Genomic DNA, 16,598 nt, shown 5'->3' on the forward strand with positions numbered 1-16,598 from the left:
TGGCCCGCCGGTTCGGCCGCAGGGGTCGACTCTTCGGTCGGCGCGGTCTCGTCGGCACACGCCGAGCAGAACAACAGCGCGGAGACGGCGGTGGACAGCCGGAGCACGGTCGCGGTTTGCACGACCGTCAATATGTCACGAACTACAGCCAGGTGTCCGGTGTTGTGGCGGTGAGGAAGGCCTCGAGATCGTCACGCCAGTGCGCGGGCGAGTTCTTGTCGGGTTCGATGCCGGTGTACTCACCCCGGTAGAACAGCAGCGGCCGCGGTTTCTTCTTCGGCACGTCCGACAGCGAATGCACGGCCCCGAACACCACGAGGTGATCACCGCCGTCGTGCACCGAGTGCACGGTGCAGTCAATGTGCGCCAGCGTCCCGTCGATGACCGGCGACCCCAGCTTCGACGGCGTCCAGTCGATCTCGGCGAACTTGTCCGGCTCCCGGGAACCGAACCGCGCCGAGACGTCTTTCTGGTTCTCGTGCAACACATTCACGCAGAACCGACCGCTGGACTCGATCGCCTTCCAGGACCGCGACACCTTGGTCGGGCAGAACAGCACCAGCGGGGGTTCGAGTGACAGAGCGGCGAACGACTGACAGGCGAACCCGACCGGCGTGTCCTCGTGCACGGTGGTGATCACCGTGATGCCGGTGCAGAACTGGCCGAGCACATTACGGAACGTACGCGGGTCGATCGTCGATTCAGCCACCGGTGCCTTTCGGTTACTTGAAGCCGACGCTGAAGTCGTGGCCCCACAGGCTCACCGCGGTGCTCTCCCGCGCGATCCAGTTCTCGTCCTCGACTTCGAGCCCCTCGCAACCGAATTCGACGTCGAACCCGCCGGGGGTCTTCATGTAGAAGGACAGCATCTTGTCGTTGACGTGCCGGCCCAGGGTCGCCGACATCGGCACCTTGCGCCGCAAGGCCCGGTCCAGGCACAACCCGACGTCGTCGGCGTTCTCGACCTCGACCATGAGATGCACGATGCCGCTGGGGGTCTCCCCCGGCATGAACGCCAGGCTGTGGTGGCGCGGGTTGCAGCCGAGGAACCGCAACCACGCCGGCGCACCGTCGGCGGGCCGCCCGACGAGCTGCGGGGGCAGCCGCATCGAGTCCCGCAGGTGGAATCCGAGGACGTCGCGGTAGAAGTGCAGCGTCTCGGTGTCGTCACGGGTGGTGAGCACCACGTGTCCGAGACCCTGTTCCTCGGTGACGAACTTGTGGCCGTACGGGCTGACCACCCGGCGGTGTTCGAGCGCGACACCGTGGAACACCTCGAGGGTGTTGCCCGACGGATCATCGAAGGTGATCATCCCGTCGACGCGGCGGTCGGCCAGTTCGGCGGCGGTGGCCTCCTTGTAGGGCACACCCTGCACGTCGAGGCGGTTGCGGATCTCCTGCAGCCCTTCGGCGTTGGCGGTCTCCCAGCCAGACTGCATGAGGCGGTCCCGCTCACCCGGCACGATCACCAGGCGGGCGGGGAACTCATCCATCCGCAGGTACAGGGCGCCCTGGGTGGGGCCCTTACCCTCGACCATGCCGAGTACCTTGAGCCCGTACTCGCGCCATGCGGCGACGTCAGTGGACTCGATGCGCAGATAGCCCAGCGACCGGATGCTCATCGTGTGCCTCCGAGGAAGTCAATGGTCAGTTTGTTGAATTCGTCGAACTTCTCGAGCTGCGCCCAGTGTCCGCACTGGCCGAAGACGTGCAACTGCACGCGTGGAATCTGCTTGAGCGCCACCAGCGCACCGTCGAGCGGGTTCACCCGGTCCTCGCGGCCCCAGATGAGCAGCACGCGCTGGCGCAGCTTGTATACCTCGCGCCACATCATGCCGAGTTCGAAGTCGGGCCCCGCGAACGACTTCCCCATCGCCTTGGCGGCGGCCAGCGACTCGGGCTGGCTGGCGATCGCGAACCGCTCCTCGACGAGCTCCGGGGTCACCAGCTTCTGGTCGAAGACCATGATTCGCAGGAACTTCTCCATGTTCTCGCGCGTGGGTTCGGCGGTGAACTTGCCGAGCAGCTTCACACCCTCGGTGGGATCCGGTGCGAACAGGTTGACACTCAACCCGCCGGGGCCCATCAGCACCAGCCGGCCCGCACGGCCGGGATTGTCGAGCGCGAACCGCACCGCGGTCCCGCCGCCGAGCGAATTACCGACCAGATCCGCGCGTTCGATGCCGAGATGGTCGAGCAGCGCCACCAGCGCGTTGGCGCTGTAGCGGTTGTACTGCTCGTGTTCGGTGTGCTTGTCGGAGTGGCCGTAGCCGGGCTGATCCAGTGCGATGACGCGGAAGTGCTGCGCCAGCACCGCAATGTTCTTCGAGAAGTTCGACCAGCTCGAGGCACCTGGGCCACCGCCGTGCAGCAGCACCACGGTCTTGTCGTGGCTGACGCCGGCCTCGTGGTAGTGCAGCCGCATATCCCGTTCGCCGGCGCGCACGTCGGCATAGCGGCTGGTCGCCTCGAAGGTGACCTCGACCTGCGTCTCGACCTGTGCGATGTAGGAGGTCATACCTAGACCATCGTGTCCTGGGGTGGGAGCCCGAAGGCGTCGTTGCCGAAGATCAGGTAGGCCCGCTCCGGCTCGTTGGCCGCGTGCACCCGGCCGGCGTGCGCGTCGCGCCAGAACCGTTGCACGGGTTGGTCGATGCCGAGCGCCGTTGCGCCGGACGCCTCGAAGAGCAGGTCGATCGAGGCGATCGCGCGGGCGGTGGCGCGCACCTGGTCGCGGCGGGCCCGGGCGCGCAGCTCGAACGGGATCTCCTTGCCCGCGGCCAGCAGTTCGTACTCCTCGCCGACGTTACCGATCAGCTGACGCCAGCCGGCGTCGATGTCGCTGGCGGCCTCGGCGATGCGGATCTTGGCGAACGGGTCGTCCTTGGACTTCTCACCGGCGAACGCCGCGCGCACCCGCTTGCCCTGGTGTTCGACGTGGGCCTCGTAGGCGCCGTAGGCCATGCCCATGATCGGCGCGCTGATGGTCGTCGGATGCATTGTGCCCCAGGGCATCTTGTACACCGGGGCGGTGTTGTTCTCGAATCCGCCCGCGGTGCCGTCGTTCATCGCCTTGTAGGACAGGAACCGGTGCCGCGGTACGAAGACGTCCTCGACGACGACGGTGTTGCTGCCGGTTCCCTTGAGCCCGACAACATTCCACACATCGTCGATGCGGTACTCGCTGCGCGGGATCAGGAAGCTGCCGAAGTCGACGGGCTTGCCGTCCTTGATCACCGGACCGCCCAGGAACGCCCACGTGGCGTGGTCGCAGCCCGAGGACCACTGCCAGGCGCCGCTGACCCGGTAGCCGCCGTCGACGACGGTGCCGGCACCCATCGGCGCGTACGAGGACGACACCCGCACGGTCGGGTCCTCCCCCCACACCTCGTCCTGGGCCTTCTGGTCGAACAGGGCGAGGTGCCAGTTGTGCACACCGATGATGGAGGCCACCCAGCCGGTCGACCCGCACGCGCTGCCGAGGCGGCGCACGGCCTCGTAGAACAGCGTCGGATCGCACTGCATACCGCCCCACTGCGCGGGCTGCAGCAGCTTGAAGAAGCCGATCTGATCGAGGTCCTTCACCGTCTCGTCGGGCAGGCGGCGCAGTTCTTCGGCCTCCTGTGCACGCTGACGCAGAGTCGGCAGCAGGTCGTCGATACCGCTGAGGACCGCCTGCGCGTCGCGCTGTTCAATGGACGTCACTGCTCGCCTCCAAGATGCGGGACTGAAACGGGGCTGTTGAAAGATTAGAACACGTTACGATTTGTGTCGAGCAGCCCGACGCTGCAGCGGCTGGACCTGCGAAGGTGCATTTCTGTAACCTGTTCTAGTTCTGCCAGCCCGGACCGGACAGAAAGGTGCGCGTCGTGACGGACGAGCCACTCGGTGCCCACGTGCTCGAACTGGAGGTGGCCGACGTCGTCGACGAGACCGCCGACGCGCGGTCACTGGTCTTCAAGGCCGGCGCCGACGTGCCTGCCGAACGGCTGCGCTACTCGCCCGGCCAGTTCCTCACCCTGCGGGTGCCCAGCGACCGGACCGGTTCGGTGGCGCGGTGCTACTCGCTGTGCAGTTCGCCGTTCACCGACGATCCGCTGACCGTCACCGTGAAGCGCACCGTCGACGGGTACGCGTCGAACTGGCTGTGCGACAACGCGCACCCGGGCATGAAGCTGCATGTGCTGGCGCCCTCGGGCACGTTCGTGCCGACCTCGCTCGACACCGACTTCCTGCTGCTCGCCGCCGGCAGCGGCATCACCCCGATGCTGGCCATCCTCAAGTCGGCGCTCGTCGAGGGCAGCGGCAAGGTGGTGCTGGTCTACGCCAACCGCGACGAGGCCAACGTCATCTTCGCCTCGACGCTGCGGGACCTGGCCGCCAAGTACCCCGACCGGCTGACCGTCGTGCACTGGCTGGAGTCGGTCCAGGGTCTGCCCACCGCATCCGCGCTGGCCGGGCTGACCACGCCTTACACCGGCCACGATGCCTACATCTGCGGCCCCGGACCGTTCATGGCCGCCGCACAAGAGGCGCTGACCAGCGCGGGCACCGCCGCGGAGAAGATCCACATCGAGGTGTTCAAATCGCTGGAGTCGGACCCCTTCGCCGCGGTCGTCATCGAAGAGGACGACAGCGACGAGGGGCCGGCCACCGCGGTGGTCACCCTCGACGGTGAGACCCACGAGGTGCGTTGGCCACGCAACGCCAAACTGCTCGATGTGCTGCTCGACAAGGGCCTCGATGCGCCGTTCTCCTGCCGGGAGGGCCACTGCGGCGCCTGCGCGGTGCTCAAGAAGAGCGGTGAGGTCGAGATGGACATCAACGACGTCCTCGAGCAGTCCGACCTCGACGAGGGCCTGATCCTGGGATGCCAGGCCGTGCCGCGCTCGGATTCGGTCGAAGTCACCTACGACGAATAGCGAAGGGCTAACTTCAACACGATGAACCGGCTCGCAGCGGCAAGTGCGGCGGCACTGCTGACGGCACTGCTCACCCAGCCCGCGACGGCGGCGGCCGCGGCCAACTCGGCGATGAGCTCCATCCCCGTCGATCCGGCCACCAGCATCGAGATGCACGTCAACGCGAACTGCGTGGGCGACAGATGCACCTTCGACACGACCGCGAACCTGTTGACGCCTGGCGGCCCGACCGGCTTCCCCGGCGACGCCTGGTCGCGGCAGACGATCACGCTGCGGAGCAACGACCGCAACGTCTGGCAGGAGGCGTCCTACAGCGCCCCGGCCGGGATGCCGCGAGAAGTCAAGGGCGCCAACCACGGCAACGTGCTGTCGAAGATGTACAAGTCGCTGCGCGACGTCGAGATCTCGGTGACCTCGTTCGGCGGCGGCCCCATCGAGCGCTACCGCGTCGACGGCGACTCCATGCCGACCGAGTGGACCACCGGACGGCCCGCCACCCGTGCGGTGTTCATCGTGTGCAGCCACATCCAGGTGGTCTACGCCCGCGTGAACCTGACCACCCCGGATGCCTGCGCGCAGACCACCTTCGGCTGAGCTACCGGGGCAGCCCCAGCAGCCGCTCCCCGGCCAGGGTGAGCAGGATCTGCTCGGTGCCGCCCGCGATCGTCAGGCATCGGGTGTTGAGGAAGTCGTGCACCTGCTGGTTGGTCACCGCCCCCGCGCCGTCGGACAGGTCCATCCGGAACTCCGCGAGTCCCTGCCGGTAGCGCACACCGATCAGCTTGCGGGCGCTGGACTCCGCGCCCGGATCCTGTCCGCCGACGGCCTTCTGCGCGATCCGCTGGTCCAGCAGTGAGCCCACCTGGGCGGTGAGGATCAGCTGGCCCAGGCGGTCCTGCTCGGCGGCGTCGAGGCCGCGTTCGGCCACCGTGCGCAGCAGTTCCTCCATCGGGTTGCCGAGCGCGGTGCCGCCCGCCATCGCGACCCGCTCGTTGGCGAGCGTGGTGCGGGCCAGCCGCCAACCGTCGTTCACCTGTCCGACCACCATCTCGTCGGGGACGAAGACGTCGTCGAAGAACACCTCGTTGAACAACTCGTCACCGGTGATCTCGCGCAGCGGACGGATCACGATGCCCGGGCTCTTCATGTCGATGAGGAAGTAGGTGATGCCCTTGTGCTTCGGGGCGTCCGGATCGGTACGCGCCAGGCAGATCCCCCACTGCGCCTTGTGCGCGGCCGACGTCCACACCTTCTGTCCGGTCAGACGCCAACCACCATCGGCGCGTACGGCTTTCGTGCGCAGCGCCGCGAGATCCGAACCCGCGCCGGGTTCGCTGAACAGCTGACACCAGAACAGCTCACCGCGCAGGGTGGCGGGCACGAAGCGCTCGATCTGTTCGGGGCTGCCGTGTTCGAGGATCGTCGGCGCCGCCCACCAACCGATCACCAGATCGGGGCGAGCCACCTCGGCGGCGGCCAGCTCCTGATCGATCAGCAACTGCTCGGCCGCCGACGCCGCCCGGCCGAACGGTTTCGGCCAGTGCGGGGCGAGCAGCCCCGCCTCCGCGAGCGCGGGCTGCCGCTGATCGGCGGGCAGCTCCGCGACATCGGCCACGGCCGAACGGATCTCGGGCCGCAGATCCTCCACGGCGTCGAGGTCGATGCGCAAGTCGCGGCGCACCCCCTGCTGGGTGAGCTCGGCGATGCGGCGCAGCCACCGCGGCCGGCCGCCCAACGCCTGCGAAGTGCCGTATGCGCGGCGCAGATACAAGTGCGCATCGTGCTCCCAGGTGATGCCGATCCCGCCGAGCACCTGGATGCAGTCCTTGGCGTTGGCCTTCGCGGCGTCGATACCCGCGGCCGCGGCGACCGCGGCGGCGATGCTGAGCTGACGGGCGTCGCCCTCGGTGACGGCGCGCGCCGCGTCGGCCGCGGCCACCGAGATCTGTTCGGCGCGCAGCAGCATCTCGGCGCACATGTGCTTGATGGCCTGGAAGCTGCCGATCGGCTTGCCGAACTGCTCACGCACCTTGGCGTATTCGGTCGCCGTGACAAGCTGCCAGCGGGCCAGCCCGGCGGCCTCGGCCGCGAGCAGCGTCGCGGTCAAATCCGCCAGCCGCTCGGCGGTGACGTCGAGCCGCACCACCGGCGCGCCGTCGAGGACGACGCGGGCCAGCGGGCGGGAGAAGTCGGTGGGGGTCAGCGGTTCGACCGTCACTCCGTCGGCGGTGGCGTCGACGAGCACCACCGCGTCGTCGGCGGGCAGCAGCAGCACGCCCCTCGGATCGGCGCCGAGCACATGGGGCGCCACCCCGGATGCGGTGTCGCCGTCGAGCGTCAGCTCCGCGGAAAGGGTGAGGCCCGCAGTGCGCTCGCCGGACGCCAGCGCCTCGAGCAGTGCCTCGTCGGTGACGACCAGCGTGGCGACCGCCGTCGTCGCGACCGGTCCGGGCACCATGGCGGCGGCCGCCTCGTCGACGATCGCGCAGAGGTCCTCGACGGTGCCGCCGGCGCCGCCCTGCTCCTCGGGGATCGCGACACCGAAGATGCCGAGTTCGGCGAACCCGGCGTACGCCCGGCGCCAGGCGTCGACGTCGCCCTGCTCGACCTCGCGCGCGGCCTCCGACGCCCGCGACGCCGCGGCCCAGTCACGCACCATCTCCCGGGCAGCAAACTGCTCGTCGGTACCGGGGCCGGACCCCGACAGCACTGACTGGGTCATTTCCGGACTCCTCGCCTTGGGTGAGAAGGCCATACTCCTCACTAGAACGTGTTCTAATGGTGACAGTGTTCGACCGTCAAGTCGACCCGCATCGCAGCAGACCACGTCGGTGTGCCACCACTGCTGAGGTGAGAAAACGGAGACCGACATGCGTATCGTTTCGGGGGGATACGCAAGATGAAGGAGCGTCGCACGGCATGTCTGGGGCTTCGATGCCAGCACACAGTTCGGGATCTCGACCGCGTGAGGTGATGAACGTGGCGGTGCTCTCCGAGTCCGAACTCGGATCCGAGGCGCAGCGGGAGCGGCGCAAGCGGATCCTCGACGCGACCCTCGCGATCGCCTCCAAGGGCGGATACGAGGCCGTGCAGATGCGCGCGGTGGCCGAACGCGCCGATGTCGCCGTCGGCACCTTGTACCGCTACTTCCCGTCCAAGGTGCACCTGCTGGTGTCGGCGCTGGGCCGTGAGTTCGAGCGGATCGACGCCAAGACCGACCGCGCCGCACTGTCGGGCGGCACACCGTATCAGCGGCTCAACTTCATGGTCGGCAAGCTCAACCGGGCGATGCAGCGCAATCCGCTGCTGACCGAGGCCATGACGCGGGCATTCGTGTTCGCCGACGCCTCGGCCGCCGGTGAGGTCGATCACGTCGGCAAGTTGATGGACTCGATGTTCGCGCGCGCCATGAGCGACGGCGAACCGACCGAGGATCAGTACCACATCGCGCGCGTCATCTCCGACGTCTGGCTGTCGAACCTGTTGGCCTGGCTGACCCGCCGCGCCTCGGCGACCGACGTGAGCAAACGGCTCGATCTCGCGGTGCGGCTACTCATCGGCGACGGCGACCGCCCTAAGATCTGACGGGTGCCCGACGGCTTACCGACCGACCTCCGCGAGGCGCTCGACCGCGCCGCGCGGCTGCCCCGCCTGCTGATCGCCTGCGACTACGACGGCACACTGGCGCCGATCGTGTCCAATCCCGCCGACGCGCGGCCGTTACCCACCGCGTCGGCCGCCGTCGAAGAGCTCGCCACCCTGCCCGGCGTCACGGTCGCGCTGATCTCCGGCCGCGCGCTGGGCGTGCTCAAGGAACTGTCCGGGGTGTCCGACCGGGTCCACCTCGTCGGCAGCCACGGCGCGGAGTTCGACACCGGGTTCCTGTCCCCCGTCGATGCCCGCGCCAAGGACCTGCTGACCGAGATCAAACGGACCCTCGACGCCATCGCCGGCGAATATCCCGGTGTGACAACCGAACTCAAACCGGCGAGCGTGGCGCTGCACGTGCGCAACGCCGCCGCCGACGACGGTGCCGCCGCGCTGCGCCGGGCGGACGAGGCGGCCGCCTTGTGGGATGCGCAGATCACCGACGGCAAGGCGGTCAAGGAGTTCGCGGTGATCCACACCGACAAGGGCCAGGCCGTCGACATCCTGCGCGAGGAGCACGACGCGTCGGCGGCGGTGTTCCTCGGCGACGACGTCACCGACGAGAAGGCGTTCCGGCGGATGCGCGACGGCGACATCGGCGTGAAGGTCGGCCCCGGCGACACCGCCGCGGCCTACCGAATTGCCGATCCGCAGCAGGTGGCCGAGGCGCTGGAGTACCTCCTCGCCGCCCGGCGGTAAGGATGTCGCGGACCGCCCGCGCTGTACGGGCCGCGACCGCCGCCGGTCGCGAACTCGGACTGCACGTCGACGACCCTCGGGTGCTCCACGACGTCTTCTCCGTCATCGTCCATCTGGCGCCCGCCCCGGTGGTGGTTCGGGTGCCGACGGTGCTGCCGCCCTCGCTGCGGTCAGTGCCCCAGCGGCAGACCGCGCAGCAGCGCGCGGAGCTGGCGGTCCCGGGCTGGTTGGCCGACCGGGGGCTGCCGGTGGTGGCACCCAGTCCGCTGATCCCGCGGAAACCCGTTGTCCGCGAGGGGTTCTCGATGACGTTCTGGGAATTCGTCGATGCGGTCGATGACGCCGAGCCGGACTGGGCGCGGCGGTGCGCGTCGACGGCGCGGCTGCACGCCGCGCTACGTGAGTACGACGGCGGCCGGCTGGAATTCTTCACCCAATTCCAGAACTACATCCCCGACGCGCTGACCGAGTTGGAAGGCCACCCCGACCTGCTGCCTCCCGCCGATGTGGTTCGCGCGCAACGGGAATGGCAACAGCTGGCGCCCGTGCTCACGTCCAGGGCGGAATTCGAGGCGCGGTTCCCGGGGGTGGCGGTCCAGCCGATCCACGGCGACGCGCCCTACTACAACGTGATCGCCACCGCCGACGGGGAACGCTGGTCGGATTTCGAGCTCGTCACACTCGGCGTCGCGGAGTCCGACCTCGCCCTCGTCGGCCCCGAGGGCCGCGCCGCCTACGACGCGACCGCCGCCGAGCTCGGTCTGCGCACCCTCGACGACCGGGTGCTCGAAATCACCGAATCGGCGGCCATGCTCGCCGCGGTCGCCGCACTGGCGATGGCGCCGCAACTGCCGATGCTCGTGGACGCGCTGGCTCCGACGATCGCGCAGTGGCGGGCCCGCTGAGCTACGCCGGCGCCCCAGCGGTACGCCCACGCAACATCTGGGTGTCGAGGATGTCGACGACCGGCAGACCGTCGCGCGGCGGCTGGTGCAGCAGGCGGCCCGCGCGGCGGCCCTTCTCCACGCTGGGCTGCACCACCGTGGTCAACCCGCGACCCACCGCCGCGGGGATGCCGTCGAAGCCGGTGACCGTCATCTGCCCCGGCACGTAGATACCCCGCGACCGCAGGTGGTCCATCGCCGAGAGCGCGAGCACATCGGCGGTGCACATCAGCGCGGTCAGGCGCGGGTTGGTGGCCAGCGCGACCTCTGCGGCGGCACCGCCGGAGGTGGGTCCGTGCTCGTAGCTCTCGACCACCGTGACCGCACGCCGGTCGAGTCCTGCCGCTTCGACCGCGTCGAACACGCCGCCGATGCGCTCGCGCTGCACGTGGAAGTGCGGTGACTGCAGGCGTTCCGGGTCGGCGACCGCCGGGCGCGGATATCCGGAGGGCTTCTCCAGGCCGAGCCGCATCGTGAGCAGCCCGATCTCGCGGTGTCCCAGGCCCAGGATGTATTCGGCCAGGCCGCGCATCGCACCGCGGTCGTCGATGCCCACCCGCGACGTACCGGGCACGTCCTTGGGCTGGTCGACCACCACGACGGGCAGATGACGCTGCTGCACCACCGGCAGGTACGGATCGTCGTCGCTGGCTGAGTAGATGACGAAACCGTCGACCCCGGCGGCAAGCACGGCCGCCGAACCGTCGGCCACGCTGCGATTCGGCCCGATCGCCACCAGGAGCAGCCCCTGCCCCACCTCTTCGCACGATTCGGCAAGTCCGGCAACGAAATCCAGGGCGGCCGGATCGCTGAACGAGTAGTGGAGCGGTTCGGTGATCATCAACCCGACGGCACCGGCGCGGCGGGTCCGCAACGACCGCGCCACCGGATCGGGTCCCGGGTAGCCGAGTCGCTTGGCGGCGGTGAAGATCCGCTCACGCAGTTCGGCCGACAACTGGTCGGGCCGGTTGTACGCATTCGAGATGGTGGTGCGGCTGACCTTCAGCTCCGCGGCGAGCGAAGCCAGGGTCGCGTGACGGCGCGGCTCCGGACTGCTCGACATGCTCCGTCACGTTAGCCGATACCGCGGCGCTCAGGTCACCAGCACACGGTCGGTCGACGACCGCAGTCCGCGTTCGACGCCCCACACCACCGCCCACACCCCGCAGGCGATCGTGACGATGATGAAACTCGGTGGGGCGTTGAACATCGCCGACAGCGCCAGGCCCAGCCACACGGCGGCCAGGTTGATCGCCGTCGACAGGGCGATCGCCCGCGCCGGCCGTGCCGTCAGCATGATCGCCGCCGCGGCAGGCGTCACCACCAACGCGAACAACAGCAGCGTGCCCACCGCCTGCACGGCCATCGTCACCGCGAGCCCGAGCAGCACCATGAACGCCACCGAGAGTCCCCGCACGGGAACGCCCTTCGCGTTCGCCACCTGCGCATTGACCGATGTGAACAGCAGCGGGCGATAGATCGCGCCGATGCTGACCGCGAGCACGCCGAGCAGCACCGTGAACGAGACGATCTGCTCGTCGGTGATCGCCAGCAGATTGCCGAACAGCACGTTGGTCATCGTGCTGGAACTGCGCGTCGCCAGGGAGTTGAACAGCAGCCCGAGGCCCGTCGCCATCGCCAGCACCGTGCCCGTGGCCACCTCCCGATCGGCGGCGCGTCGGCCCAGCGCCCCGATCACCAGTGCGCCGCCGACGCAGAACACCCCGAGGCCCAACGCGACCGGCAGCCCCAACAGCACCGCACCGGTGGCGCCGGGCAGGCCGATGTGCGCCAGGGCGTGCGCGGCGAACGAGGTGTTCCGCACGACGACGAAATACCCGATCAGCCCCGCCGCGAGCGCGACGATGGTGCCGCCGGTCAACGCGTTGCGCATGAACGACGACGTCAGGATCTGCCACCAGTTGTCCTGGTAGGCCAACGCGAGCACCGAGGTGGTCACCGCATCCTCCGCACGTAGAGATCGCCCTGCGGGGTGTGCACCACTTCGACCGCGGCGCCGTACAGGTGGGTGAGCAGTTTCTCGTCGACCACCCCGTCGAGCGTGTCGTAGTGCGGATGCCCGTCGAGCAGGTAGATCGCCCCGGTGAGGATGGGCAGCAGCGGGTTCAGGTCGTGGGCGACGACCAGCACGGTGACACCGAACTCGGTGTTGACCCGTTTCACGAGCGCGACGAGTTCCTGCTGGCTGCGCATGTCGAGGGCGGCGAGCGGTTCGTCGAGGATGAGCATCCTGGGCCGGCCGACCAGCGCCTCGGCGAACGCGACGCGCTGCCGCTGACCACCCGACAGCTGCGACAGCCGACGGTCGGCGAACGCGGTCGCGTCGACGGCGGTCAACACCCGCTCGACCCGCTCGCGCTCCTCCTTCGACGCGCGGCCCAACCCCCACCGGTGCCCGGTGAGTCCCAGCATGACCGCATCCCGCGCGCGGACGGCCTCACCGGCGTTCGCGCCGTAATCCTGTGGCACGTAACCGATCTGGGCATTGAGCGCACCCGGGGGACTGCCGAACACCTCGACGTTGCCGGTCGATGGCGGCAGCAGCCCCAGCACCACCTGCAGCAGGGTCGTCTTCCCCGCCCCGTTGCTGCCGATGACCGCGACCACGCCGCCCGCGGGTACCTCGAAATCGGCCTGCGACCAGATTGTCTGGCGACCCCGCGCGACACTGGCGTCACTGAACCTCAGGGCCGGTTCAGTTGCTGACACCGAGCGCCTCGGCCAGCTTCGACAGTTGGTCGACCTGCCAGGCCTCGAACGAGGCGGCGCCGGGCGGCACGGACTCGCTCACCTGGACGACCGGGACCCCGCCCCGCTCGGCGGCGGCCCGGATCTGTTGTGGCACAGACCCTTCGGTCTGCACGTTGTAGATCAGCACGTCGACGCCGCGTTCGTCGAGCAGGCGCAGGAACGCGTCGAGGTCGGCGGGCGACGGTTCGCTCTCATTGGCGGCGGCCACCCGGAAACCCTGCGGGGTGCGGTCGGTCAGCCCGATCGCGGCGGCCATCTCGTCGAACACGTTCTCCGTGGCCGCGTACGTCTTGCCGGCGGCGGTGGCGCGCAGCGATCCGACGATCTGGTGGTACGGCGCGAGCGCGTCGCCGAATTCGGCGTGCCGTTCGGCGAAGTAGTCGGCGGCGTCGGGCGACAGGTCGCTCAACTGCTCGGTGACGGTGTCGGCGACCGCCGTCACCGCGGCGGGGTTGTACCAGACGTGCGGGTTGGCGGCGTCGGCGTTCACGGCCCCGCTGCCGACCGCGACGGCGTCGATCACCGGCGCGTCGGGCGCGGAGCTCTCGGCCAGTTTGGTCGCCCACTCGTCGTAGTGACCGCCGTTGACGACGATCAGCTGAGCCCCTTCGAACAGCGCGGCGTCCCTGGGCGCGGGTTCGAAGTCGTGCGGGTCGACCGCCGAGCTCGCGACCACCGTCGACACCTCGGCGCACTGGCCCGCGAGCTGGGAGACGATGCCGCCCCACTGATCGACGCTGACCACCACCGACAGCGGATCCGCCGGGCAGTCCCCGCCGGCCTGCGCGTTCCGGGACTGCTCGTCTCCGCCCGAGCACGCCACCGCGGCGAAGGACAACACGGCCGCGAAGCCCGCGGCGAGTAGCGATCGGGGAGTCGAATTCACGCGTTAATGATAACGGTTTGCATTTCCAGAAGCGATTCGAGCTAGTCGCCGGTCGCCACCGGCCGCGCCGGATCGGCACTCCACTCCGACCACGATCCCGGGAACAGCCTGGTCGACAGGCCCGCCGCGCGCCTGGCGGCCACCACGACCGCGGCGGTGACCCCCGAACCGCAGTACGCGCCGACCTCGCCGTCGATCGGTTCGACGTCGGTGCGGATCGTGCCGTCATCGTCGAGCAGGCCGGTGCTCGGCGCGTTCCTCGCGCCGGGGATGTGACCGGCCACCGGATCGACCGGTTCCACCTCGCCCCGGAACCGTTCGGGCGCCCTGGCGTCGAGGAGCACACCCCCGAAGGCGGCCACTTCGTCGGCCGTCAGGGTCGGCAGCGCACCGCGGTACAGGTCCTCGTGCGCGACCGTGACGTCACCGGGCGGCGGGGTCACCGGACCCGTCTCCAGTGCACCGCCCGCGGCGACCCACGCCGCCAGGCCGCCGTCCAGGATCCGGACCCCTTCGATCCCCGCGGCGGTCAGCACCCACCACGCGCGCGCCGAGCCGGCGCGGTTCCAGTCGTCGTAGACGACGGTGGGCACACCGTCGCGCATCCCCCACCGTCGCGCGGCCGCCTGCAGTGCCGCGCCCGGCGGCAGCGGGTGTCTGCCGCGGCCGCACACGGTGTGGTCGGACAACTCGTCCTCGAGGGGGACGTACACCGCACCGGGTACGTGACCGTCGGCGTGGGCGTCGCGCCCGTCGGGTCGGCCCAACTGCCAGCGGACGTCGAGCACGGTGACGGGCTGGCCGGAAGCGAGGTGTGCGGCCAACTCGGCCGCGGTGATCAGAACGTCGGCGCGTGTCACGACCCGATGGTCGCATCCCTACCCTGAGCGGTGTGACCGACCACGCGTTCCCCGACGCCGAACGCCGCGCCGTGTACCGCGCCATCGCCGAACGCCGCGACATGCGCCGCTTCGTCCCCGGGGAGAAGGTGCCCGACGACGTGCTCGCGCGTCTGCTGGCGGCCGCCCACGCCGCCCCCAACGTCGGGCTGATGCAGCCCTGGCGGTTCATCCGCATCACCGCACCCGAACTCCGGCGCGACATCCACGCCCTGGTCGACGAGGAACGCCACCGCACCGCCGCCGCGCTCGGTCCGCGGGGTGAGGAGTTCCTCGCGCTGAAGGTCGAGGGTGTGCTCGACTGCGCCGAACTGCTCGTGGTGGCGCTGCGCGACGGACGCGAACAGCACGTGTTCGGCCGCCGGACCCTGCCGCACATGGATCTCGCGTCGGTGTCGTGCGCGATCCAGAACATGTGGCTGGCCGCGCGCACCGAAGGCCTCGGCATGGGCTGGGTGTCGATCTTCGACCCGCGCAGGCTCGCCGACCTCCTCGGCATGCCCGACGGCGCCGAACCCGTCGCCGTGCTGTGCCTCGGGCCGGTCCCCGAGTTCCCGGACCGCCCGGTCCTCGAACTCGACCGGTGGGCGCTGGGCCGCCCGCTCGCCGAGTTCGTCGCCGAGAACCGCTGGCAGTGACGGTGCTCAGTGTTCGTGGCCGATCGGGCCGCTCAACTCGTTCGGCGCCTGTTCGAGTGTCGCGGAGGCGGTGACGGCGCCGCCCTGCAGATCGACGAGGTGAATCCGCTTGGTCGCCGGATCCGTGACGTAGACCGCGTCCCCGCGGGTGAACACCGTGGGCGCGGAATCCTGCCAGTCATCGGGCTCGGCCCACGGCTGCGTCACCTGAACGGCTTTGCGCATGTCTCCGGTCGCCGCGTCGAACACGTAGAGCTTCCCGTCCGTGCCCATGATCAACGCCTCGGCCTGCGGGCCCCGGCCCAGCGATCGGAACCAGTAACTCACCGACGGCGGCATCTGCACGAGTGTGAGCTGATCGGTCCTCGTGTCGATCAGCGAGAACTGTTGCGGGCGCTCCAGTTCGGCGTCCGGATCGACCTTCATGTCACCGAGTACCACCGGTGAGTCCGCATGGCCGCGGGTGTTGCCGATGCGCCCGTACGGCGTCGGACTCGGGATCTTGGTGAACTGTCCGTTCGCGTACTCCAGCACGCCGTCCTCACACCCGAGGATGACCACTTCTTCCGCGGCGACCGACTCGCCGTGGATGCCGGGACACTCCTCGCTGCGCGCGATCTCCCGATCACCCTGCAGGGCAACGGCGCCCGTGCGGTTCTCCGGGTCGCCGATGCTATGCACCAGTGTGCCGTCGGACAGGATCACCGCCACCCCGTGGTGGGCCTGAGGTGTCTTGAACGTCTCGGTCTCCGGCAGCCCGCCTTTCTCGAAACCGTGCGGGTCGAATGCGGTGATCTCACCCGATCCGTCGGCGAACAGCACGGTGTGTTCGCCGTGGTTGACGACGTGGCCGGCGTCTGCGGCGGGAAACGTGTCGTTGGTGAGTTGCCCACCGGCCGCGTCGAGGATGCGGAACCCTTCGTCGGTGGTGACCAGGACGTGTGATTCGTCGCCGGCGGGGTTGACCCGCAGAAACCCGTCGAGCGGGATGTCCCGTCTGACTTCCAGCGTTCTGCCGTCCAGCACGTAGAGCCCGCCGTCATATGTCGCCACCAAGGGTTCGTCGACGGCTTCGGCGTGGGTCTCCGGCGCGGGAGAACCGCCGCCCGAGCACGCCGTCAATGCCGCCACTGTGGCGGTCGCCGCGCCGATGCGGTACATCCACCGCTGATCTGTCATATCGCTCCCTT

The 16,598-nt window shown here is 69.4% G+C and carries 17 protein-coding genes; 6 read left to right on the top strand and 11 right to left on the bottom strand.

Annotated features, from left to right (window positions below):
• Window positions 1-142: 142 nt before the first annotated feature.
• Genes hsaB through hsaA form a run of 4 tightly spaced genes read right to left on the bottom strand, consistent with a single transcriptional unit; the run spans window position 143 to window position 3,705 of the window.
• Window positions 143-709, bottom strand: coding sequence for a 3-hydroxy-9,10-secoandrosta-1,3,5(10)-triene-9,17-dione monooxygenase reductase subunit (gene hsaB, locus AU194_RS09155; RefSeq protein WP_059088903.1), 567 nt, complete (start codon window positions 707-709; stop codon window positions 143-145).
• Between the two features lie 13 nt (window positions 710-722).
• On the bottom strand, window positions 723-1,622 hold the full coding sequence (gene hsaC / locus AU194_RS09160; RefSeq protein WP_059088904.1) for an iron-dependent extradiol dioxygenase HsaC: 900 nt from the start codon (window positions 1,620-1,622) through the stop codon (window positions 723-725).
• Window positions 1,619-2,518: a 4,5:9,10-diseco-3-hydroxy-5,9,17-trioxoandrosta-1(10),2-diene-4-oate hydrolase gene (gene hsaD, locus AU194_RS09165; RefSeq protein ID WP_059088905.1), complete on the bottom strand. Its 900-nt coding sequence runs from the start codon at window positions 2,516-2,518 to the stop codon at window positions 1,619-1,621. Before hsaD ends, hsaC begins: the two co-directional genes overlap by 4 nt.
• A 2-nt stretch (window positions 2,519-2,520) precedes the next feature.
• Entirely contained in the window at window positions 2,521-3,705 is a 1,185-nt protein-coding gene (hsaA, locus tag AU194_RS09170; RefSeq protein WP_059088906.1) for a 3-hydroxy-9,10-secoandrosta-1,3,5(10)-triene-9,17-dione monooxygenase oxygenase subunit, read from the bottom strand.
• 164 nt (window positions 3,706-3,869) lie between these two features.
• Here hsaA and AU194_RS09175 point away from each other — a divergent pair, with 164 nt between their 5' ends.
• Both AU194_RS09175 and AU194_RS09180 read left to right on the top strand, forming a co-directional pair.
• On the top strand, window positions 3,870-4,922 hold the full coding sequence (locus AU194_RS09175) for a ferredoxin--NADP reductase (protein ID WP_059088907.1): 1,053 nt from the start codon (window positions 3,870-3,872) through the stop codon (window positions 4,920-4,922).
• A 21-nt stretch (window positions 4,923-4,943) separates the two neighbouring features.
• The gene (locus AU194_RS09180) at window positions 4,944-5,516 is read left to right on the top strand and encodes a hypothetical protein (protein ID WP_059088908.1); all 573 of its coding nucleotides are present in this window, start codon (window positions 4,944-4,946) and stop codon (window positions 5,514-5,516) included.
• A 1-nt stretch (window position 5,517) separates the two neighbouring features.
• On the opposite strand, the gene AU194_RS09185 is transcribed toward AU194_RS09180, so the two are convergent.
• Complete coding sequence (locus tag AU194_RS09185; RefSeq protein ID WP_059088909.1) at window positions 5,518-7,644, bottom strand: acyl-CoA dehydrogenase; 2,127 nt, start codon at window positions 7,642-7,644, stop codon at window positions 5,518-5,520.
• A gap of 257 nt (window positions 7,645-7,901) precedes the next feature.
• Between AU194_RS09185 and kstR the strand changes: the two genes are divergently transcribed.
• From kstR to AU194_RS09200, 3 genes are read left to right on the top strand one after another with little or no spacing between them, the layout of a single operon-like run.
• Entirely contained in the window at window positions 7,902-8,507 is a 606-nt protein-coding gene (gene kstR, locus AU194_RS09190; protein WP_197417562.1) for a cholesterol catabolism transcriptional regulator KstR, read from the top strand.
• Window positions 8,508-8,510: 3 nt separating this feature from the next.
• On the top strand, window positions 8,511-9,269 hold the full coding sequence (otsB, locus tag AU194_RS09195; protein ID WP_059088911.1) for a trehalose-phosphatase: 759 nt from the start codon (window positions 8,511-8,513) through the stop codon (window positions 9,267-9,269).
• Between the two features lie 2 nt (window positions 9,270-9,271).
• On the top strand, window positions 9,272-10,174 hold the full coding sequence (locus AU194_RS09200; protein WP_059088912.1) for an aminoglycoside phosphotransferase: 903 nt from the start codon (window positions 9,272-9,274) through the stop codon (window positions 10,172-10,174).
• Window position 10,175: 1 nt separating this feature from the next.
• On the opposite strand, the gene AU194_RS09205 is transcribed toward AU194_RS09200, so the two are convergent.
• The 5 genes from AU194_RS09205 to AU194_RS09225 are packed head-to-tail and all read right to left on the bottom strand — an operon-like array spanning window position 10,176 to window position 14,731.
• On the bottom strand, window positions 10,176-11,276 hold the full coding sequence (locus tag AU194_RS09205; protein ID WP_059088913.1) for a LacI family DNA-binding transcriptional regulator: 1,101 nt from the start codon (window positions 11,274-11,276) through the stop codon (window positions 10,176-10,178).
• Window positions 11,277-11,306: 30 nt separating this feature from the next.
• Entirely contained in the window at window positions 11,307-12,173 is an 867-nt protein-coding gene (locus AU194_RS09210) for a metal ABC transporter permease (RefSeq protein ID WP_059088914.1), read from the bottom strand.
• Complete coding sequence (locus AU194_RS09215) at window positions 12,170-12,943, bottom strand: metal ABC transporter ATP-binding protein (RefSeq protein ID WP_059088915.1); 774 nt, start codon at window positions 12,941-12,943, stop codon at window positions 12,170-12,172. The genes AU194_RS09210 and AU194_RS09215 overlap by 4 nt, the downstream gene beginning before the upstream one ends.
• Window positions 12,930-13,871 (bottom strand): metal ABC transporter solute-binding protein, Zn/Mn family, encoded by a 942-nt coding sequence (locus AU194_RS09220; protein WP_369804062.1) that lies wholly within the window; start codon window positions 13,869-13,871, stop codon window positions 12,930-12,932. The genes AU194_RS09215 and AU194_RS09220 overlap by 14 nt, the downstream gene beginning before the upstream one ends.
• A 41-nt stretch (window positions 13,872-13,912) precedes the next feature.
• Window positions 13,913-14,731, bottom strand: coding sequence for a sulfurtransferase (locus tag AU194_RS09225; RefSeq protein WP_059088916.1), 819 nt, complete (start codon window positions 14,729-14,731; stop codon window positions 13,913-13,915).
• Between the two features lie 32 nt (window positions 14,732-14,763).
• Here AU194_RS09225 and bluB point away from each other — a divergent pair, with 32 nt between their 5' ends.
• A complete protein-coding gene (gene bluB / locus AU194_RS09230) occupies window positions 14,764-15,408 on the top strand; it encodes a 5,6-dimethylbenzimidazole synthase (RefSeq protein WP_197417563.1) in 645 nt (214 codons plus the stop codon).
• Between the two features lie 6 nt (window positions 15,409-15,414).
• On the opposite strand, the gene aztD is transcribed toward bluB, so the two are convergent.
• Window positions 15,415-16,587, bottom strand: a complete 1,173-nt coding sequence (gene aztD / locus AU194_RS32180) for a zinc metallochaperone AztD (protein WP_059088917.1) — start codon at window positions 16,585-16,587, stop codon at window positions 15,415-15,417.
• Window positions 16,588-16,598: the final 11 nt, after the last annotated feature.

The organism is Mycobacterium sp. GA-2829 (genome assembly GCF_001499965.1).
In the GTDB taxonomy this organism is placed as follows: Bacteria; Actinomycetota; Actinomycetes; order Mycobacteriales; family Mycobacteriaceae; genus Mycobacterium.